8 protein-coding genes are annotated in these 5,972 nt (G+C 58.9%); 5 read left to right on the top strand and 3 right to left on the bottom strand.

What is annotated here, in order from left to right; genetic code table 11:
• Positions 1-230 precede the first annotated feature (230 nt).
• Complete coding sequence (locus V6C16_RS06580) at positions 231-692, top strand: MarR family winged helix-turn-helix transcriptional regulator (RefSeq protein ID WP_333535480.1); 462 nt, start codon at positions 231-233, stop codon at positions 690-692.
• 31 nt (positions 693-723) lie between these two features.
• Positions 724-1,563: a DUF169 domain-containing protein gene (locus V6C16_RS06585; protein WP_333535481.1), complete on the top strand. Its 840-nt coding sequence runs from the start codon at positions 724-726 to the stop codon at positions 1,561-1,563.
• Positions 1,564-1,650: 87 nt separating this feature from the next.
• Here V6C16_RS06585 and V6C16_RS06590 read toward each other — a convergent pair whose 3' ends face one another.
• Entirely contained in the window at positions 1,651-2,004 is a 354-nt protein-coding gene (locus V6C16_RS06590; protein ID WP_333535482.1) for a cyclophilin-like fold protein, read from the bottom strand.
• 266 nt (positions 2,005-2,270) lie between these two features.
• Here V6C16_RS06590 and dmpI point away from each other — a divergent pair, with 266 nt between their 5' ends.
• The 3 genes from dmpI to V6C16_RS06605 all read left to right on the top strand — a co-directional run bounded on the left by dmpI (position 2,271) and on the right by V6C16_RS06605 (position 4,148).
• Positions 2,271-2,471 carry a 4-oxalocrotonate tautomerase DmpI gene (gene dmpI / locus V6C16_RS06595; RefSeq protein WP_333535484.1) on the top strand — a complete coding sequence of 67 codons (201 nt, stop codon included), beginning with the start codon at positions 2,271-2,273 and terminating at the stop codon, positions 2,469-2,471.
• 121 nt (positions 2,472-2,592) lie between these two features.
• A complete protein-coding gene (locus V6C16_RS06600; RefSeq protein WP_333535485.1) occupies positions 2,593-3,138 on the top strand; it encodes a flavodoxin family protein in 546 nt (181 codons plus the stop codon).
• Between the two features lie 29 nt (positions 3,139-3,167).
• Positions 3,168-4,148, top strand: a complete 981-nt coding sequence (locus V6C16_RS06605; RefSeq protein WP_333535486.1) for an aldo/keto reductase — start codon at positions 3,168-3,170, stop codon at positions 4,146-4,148.
• A gap of 67 nt (positions 4,149-4,215) precedes the next feature.
• Here V6C16_RS06605 and V6C16_RS06610 read toward each other — a convergent pair whose 3' ends face one another.
• Both V6C16_RS06610 and V6C16_RS06615 read right to left on the bottom strand, forming a co-directional pair.
• Positions 4,216-4,959: an SDR family oxidoreductase gene (locus V6C16_RS06610; protein ID WP_333535487.1), complete on the bottom strand. Its 744-nt coding sequence runs from the start codon at positions 4,957-4,959 to the stop codon at positions 4,216-4,218.
• A 71-nt stretch (positions 4,960-5,030) separates the two neighbouring features.
• On the bottom strand, positions 5,031-5,972 hold a 942-nt coding region (locus V6C16_RS06615), incomplete at its 5' end, for an alpha/beta hydrolase (RefSeq protein ID WP_333542921.1).

Here is a 5,972-nt window from a genome sequence, read left to right on the forward strand (position 1 = left end):
TTACGGGCCGCAAGTAACAGAAATGCAAATGTCAGATCGCCCGTGCGCCTGTTAGGGCGCGGCTGGTAAGAAAGCCTTACAGGCGCATATGAAGAACCCCCGGCTAGGCCGGGGGGTTCCTTTTTATTGGGTAACGAAGCTCGCGCACTTGGTTGACAAATACAACAGTTTCTTAATACAACTAAACTAGCATAAGGAAACCAACAGCGCCGCTCACTCAGGAGGCGACCATGCCCGACAATTTCTACGACCCCGAAGTCTGCATGGGGTTCATGGCCTACACCACCAACAAACACCTCATTTCCGCCCTGCACCGGCACATGGAGGAACTGGGCCTCGAGCTCACCTCCGAGCAGTGGGGCTTGATGATGCAGTTCTGGAACCGCGGGGATATCGCCCAGGAAGAGATCGCCAAGGTGGCCGGCGTGGACAAGTCGACCGCCAGCAGGGCCTTGCGGCTTATGGAACAAAAGGGACTGATCACCCGGCGCACCGATGCCGTGGACACGCGTCGTAAGATTTTGAGCCTCACGGAACAGGCGGACGGCATCAAGCAGGATTGCCTGAAAGCGGTCCAGGCGACCTTGAACGAGGCGCTGACCGGGATTGACGAAGAGGAGCGCCGCATTTGCCTGAAGGTTCTCGGTCGCATCAAGCACAATCTCCAGGAAACGGCAAAAAGTCACAAATAACGCACCCAACGAGGGGATCAGGAGGCGGAACATGCAGGGAATTCTGGACAAAACAAACCGGCTGATGGAGCTTTTGGGCCACGATGAAGCGCCGTTCGGCGTGTATTACGACGACGTCAAGCCCGAGGGGTACGGCCCGAAACCCGGCGAGCTTTTTACCCGTGAGCGGGAAATTGCAGGGGAGATCGACTGGCACAAGGCCTTCGGCAATTTCTCCTGTATCATCGGCAATATCTGGCTGGCTCGGAAAAAGAAGAAGGCCGCCTGGATAAGCCACGAGGAATGCGGCTGCATGGGCGGCGGGTACTACACCGGGCTGTACCGGCCCTTCCTGGAAACCAACGTGGCCTATGTTTCCACCGGCATGCCGGAAATGGGCATGGAGGGCGAGCACTATTTGCCGAATCCGGAATGCATGCGGGAGTTCATGAGAGAGGTCATGCCGCCCGAAGCACCCGGCAAATACTGTATTTTCAAGCCGCTGGACCAGTTCGGCGGCGGGGACCGGCCGCTGGTGGTCAATTTCTTCGCCCGGCCCGAGGTCATCAACGGACTGTATTCGTTGACCATGTACGCGACCGGCGATTACCACTCGGTGGTGGCGCCGTTCGGCCCCGGATGCTCCTACCTGGTCTCGTGGCCGCTCGTGTACCAGCAGAAAGGCGAAGAGAAGGCCGTGCTCGGCGGACTGGACATTTCCGCGCGCAAATTCATGAAAACCGACGAGCTGACCTATGCCGTGCCGCTCCCGCTCTATGAAAAAATGCTTGATGTCATGGAAGATTCGGCATTGACCCGGCACACCTGGCAAAACGTGCGCAAAAAGGTGGCCAAGAGCATTGCCGCCTGGGACTCCAAAACCCAGGAATAACGGAAGCGAACAGTCAAACGTGAAGAACGGCTGCCCTGGTTCCACCGGGGGCAGCCGTCCATGAATTTACCGGTTCAACGAGCCGGATTATTCGATCACTTCAAAGGTCGCGGTAAAACTCTTGCCCATGGCGCCGAGCTTATCCTTGCCGGAGTCGAGCTTGCCGAGGACGTAGAGGCTGGTTCCGTAGCCCATGCCTTTGTAGAAAATGGCCAGGTTCCCCCACGGGGCGTAGTAGCAGAAGTCGCCTTTCACCTGCTCGGCGTTCTGGCCGCCCGACGTGCCGAGCTTCTTCGGCAGGTAATAAATCTTCTCCGCGCCGGCATAGTCTTCAAGGGTCACGGTCATCGGCAGCATGGCCATGAAATCCCTGGCCTGGGGATTGTCGAACAGTGTGGCTACGGCTTCCTTGCCGTCAAAGGTAATCCTGACTTTTGCCATGGCGGTATCTCCTTGTCTGTCAGCGGCGAGCCCGCTCGCCGGGAAGGCGAGAATCACGGCCAGCGCCGCCAAAATCAGTACTCTCAACATAGTTTTCCTCTCGGGTTTCCGGCCGGAACGTCCGGCCCGTACAACATGATTTTTTATAGGGTGGGGAGGCAAAATCATATAGATACAAAATGCGCTGTTTTTTGCATTATCCTGCCAATGTGTAGGCACGGCTCCGGAGGCGTGGTAGAAAGGTTCCATTCAAAAAGGAGAACCCCATGCCTACCATCACCCTGGAAATGGCGCCCATGAACGTGGAGCAAAAAAGAAAAATCGCCGAGGAATTTACCGAGTCCGCTGCCCGGATAACCGGCATCGACAAGGAATTTTTCTACGTTTTCATCAAGGAAAACAACCTCGAGAACGTCGCCGTCGGCGGCAAGCTGTTGAGCGATAAGGCTCATGAAACCCAATCCTGATACCACCACGATTCCACGCCGCCGGCTGCTGCAGCTCGCGGGCGGCGCGGTCGTTGTTACCCTGCTCGGCTCGACGCTCGGAAACGGGCTCTCCCTGGCAGCCTTACACGGAGATACGAAAATGAAGATACTGGTACTTACCGGAAGCCCGCGCAAAAAAGGGACGTCGGCGCTCCTGGCCGACGAGTTCATCACGGGCGCCCTGGAAAAAGGGCATGACGTGCAGCGGATCGACGCCGCCTTTGAAGAGGTCGGGCCCTGTAGAGCCTGTTACTACTGCGATTCGCACGGGGGCCAATGCGTGCAGCGCGATTCCATGGACAAGATACTGCCGGCGGTCCTTGCCGCGGACATGATCGTCCTGGTCACGCCCATCTACTACTACAACATGAGCGCCCAGTTGAAAGTCGTCATGGACCGCTTCCGGGCGAAACGGGACGAACTCCGAACCCTGTCCAAAAAGTCTGCCATGTTCGCCACCTGCGGCGGCCCGGCGGAATGGAGCATGGACGCCGTGGACGCCAACTACCGCTGTATGCTCAAGTATCTCCCCTGGGAGGATCAGGGCACTTTGTACGCCAAGGCCGTTTACGCGCGTGAGGATATCGAGGGAACGGAGCACCCGGCCGAGGCGCGCCGGATGGGGCTCGCCCTCCCGCAGGCCTGATGCGCACCCCTGACAATCAAGGAGAAACAATGAACACGAAAATGAACATACCCGCGGTGGCCCTGGGAACCTGGTCCTGGGGCGTCGGCGCCGTGGGTGGCAACGAGATATTCGGCAACAACCTGAACGAGGCCCAGCTGAAACCGGTCTTCGAGGCCGGGCTGCAAAACGGGCTGAACCTCTGGGATACGGCCGCAGTCTACGGCATGGGCGCGTCGGAAACCATCCTCGGCGACTTCGTCAAGGAACACCCGCGCAAGGACGTGGCCATATCGACCAAGTTCACGCCTCAGATCGCCGACGCGGCCTCGCCGGACCCGATGGGGGCCATGCTCGCAACCAGCCTGGTACGCTTCGGCACGGACTACATCGACCTGTACTGGATCCATAACCCGGCCGATGTGGAAAAGTGGACGCCCGGCCTCATCCCGCTCCTTAAAAGCGGCCGGGTGAAGCATGTCGGAGTCTCCAACCACAACCTGGAACAGATCAAACGCGTGGAAAGCATTCTCGCGGCCGAGGGGTTTGGCATCTCCGCGGTGCAGAACCACTACAGCCTGCTGTACCGGGCTTCCGAGGACGCAGGCATCCTGGAATACTGCCGTGAAAAAGGCGTCGCCTTTTTCGCCTACATGGTGCTTGAGCAGGGCGCTCTTTCCGGCAAATACGATACCCAAAATCCCCTCCCGGAAGGCAGCCAGCGGGCGGCCAGGTATAATCCGCTCATGCCCAAGATCGAGAGCCTGGTCGCAGCCATGAAACGCATCGGCCAGGAACATGACGCGACCGTCTCTCAGGTCGCCATCGCCTGGGCCATCGCCAAGGGGACCACGCCGCTGGTCGGGGTCACCAAACCATCGCACGTGGAAGACGCGGCCAAAGCCGCCAGGGTAAAACTTCTTCCCCAAGAGATGGAGGAATTGGAACGCATCGCGGCCAACGCCGGAGTGGACACCAGGGGAGCCTGGGAGAGCGCCATGGCGGGCGGCAAACCCTGGTATGAAAAGTAGCCGGTAAAAAACGACACAAGGCCGACAAGAAAATCTCTTGTCGGCCTTTTTTAATGGGATGCAAATGCTAGAAGTCCTGGGCGGTGGCCCGGATGGTGATTTCATTGACCGAAGCGTCTGCGGGCTGGGATATGGCGTAGGCAACCGCATCGCCGATGCGGTCCGCCGAGATGGCGAACTGCTCGTAAGCGGCCACGATCCCCTTTCTGCTTTCATTATCTGAACTGCCGTACATCAACTCGGATTCGATGTAGCCCGGGTATATAGCCGTTGCGCGGAATTTGCCAGCGGACTCGATGCGGATACCCTCGGATATGGCCTTGACCGCGAATTTCGTAGCTGAATAGACAGTGCCGATGCCTGCGGCGACGCGCAGGCCTGCCACGGAAGATATATTGATGAAGTGGCCGGAATTCTGCTTTTCAAAGATGGGCCATACTGCGGCCACGCCGTAGAGCACTCCCTTAATGTTGATGTCGATCATCTTGTCCCATTCGTCGGTCTTGCATGCGGACATGGGCGCCATGGCCATAAGGCCCGCGTTGTTGAAGATGACGTCGACGCGGCCGAAGGCGTCCGCTACTTTGGCGACCATTGCCCTGACCTCTTGCTCCACGCTGATATCGGCAGCGAAATATGCCGCCTTGCCACCGGCAGCGGTGATTTCCTCGCACACGGCTTTCAGTTTGTCCTCGCGCCTGGCGGTCAGCGCCACGGTAGCGCCTTCTTTAGCGAGCCTGCGGGCGACGGCGGCTCCGATGCCGCTGCTGGCGCCGGTGATGATAATGACTTTATTTTCGATGTCTTCCATGAGGATCCTCTTTTTTTATTCTGTGTATTATCGCAAGTGTTTGTGGGTTACAGCGCTGCCGGTTGGGCGCCTTACTCCAAATGTCGGCCGAAAAATTCACCAAGCTGCGTGAAGTGGAAGCGGGTTTCCGGTGCGTCCGGAAGAAAGTAATACTGGCAGTGGGACATGCCCTCAAAAACGATCAGATCCGCCGTAACGCCCTCTTGCCGGAGCTTGTAGTGCATGCGTACGGTGTTGCTCAGGAACAGGTCGCGCGTGCCCGAGGTCAGCATCGTGGGCGGAAAACCGGAAACGTCACCGTAAACCGGGGAAAGCATGGGGTCTTTCAGGTCATGCCCGGCGGCATATAGCTTGGCCGCTTGGCCGACCCAGCCGTCGTAGCTGACCAGGACGTTGTCCACATGCTCATTGGTCAGGTAGGTGTCGCCGGTTTTGGTCAAGTCCGTCCAGGGGGTGCCCGCTCCGAGCGCTCCTGGCATGGGCAAGCCTTCGGCTTTGGCGCGCAGGCCCAGGATAAGCGTCATCCCGCCTCCGGTGGAGGTGCCGAACACGCCGATTTTTTCCGCCGGCACGGTCTTGAGCAGCTCCTTGTAAACGGCGATAGCGTCATCAATGGCGGCCGGGTATGGATGGTCCGGCGCCATACGGTAATCGACGGAAATGACCCGGAACCCTGCGATACCCGCCATCAGGATGGCTTCGTCGGTGCCGGTTTCACCCGGCCCCAGCACGTAGCCGCCGCCGTGAAAATACAGCAGAACCCGCTCAGCGTTTTCCGGGGGCAGGTTCGCGGGCGTCAGGGTAAAGACCGGCACGCCGGCCATGACGCCGGGCGTGGAGGTTCCCCCCATTTTTTCCCGCAAAGCAGGTAATGCCGGGGCCGCGGCGTCCACGAGTTCTTTGACAAAGGCCTTCCATTCCGCCGCGTTTGCCGGCTGCCTGTTCCAATATGGAAAAGGCTCCGCGCCGATGAGCGTTTGCAGCTCCGGGCTGACGGTGCTCGGCGCGGGAAA

The organism is Desulfovibrio sp. 1188_IL3213 (assembly GCF_036763145.1).
GTDB lineage: Bacteria > Desulfobacterota > Desulfovibrionia > Desulfovibrionales > Desulfovibrionaceae > Desulfovibrio.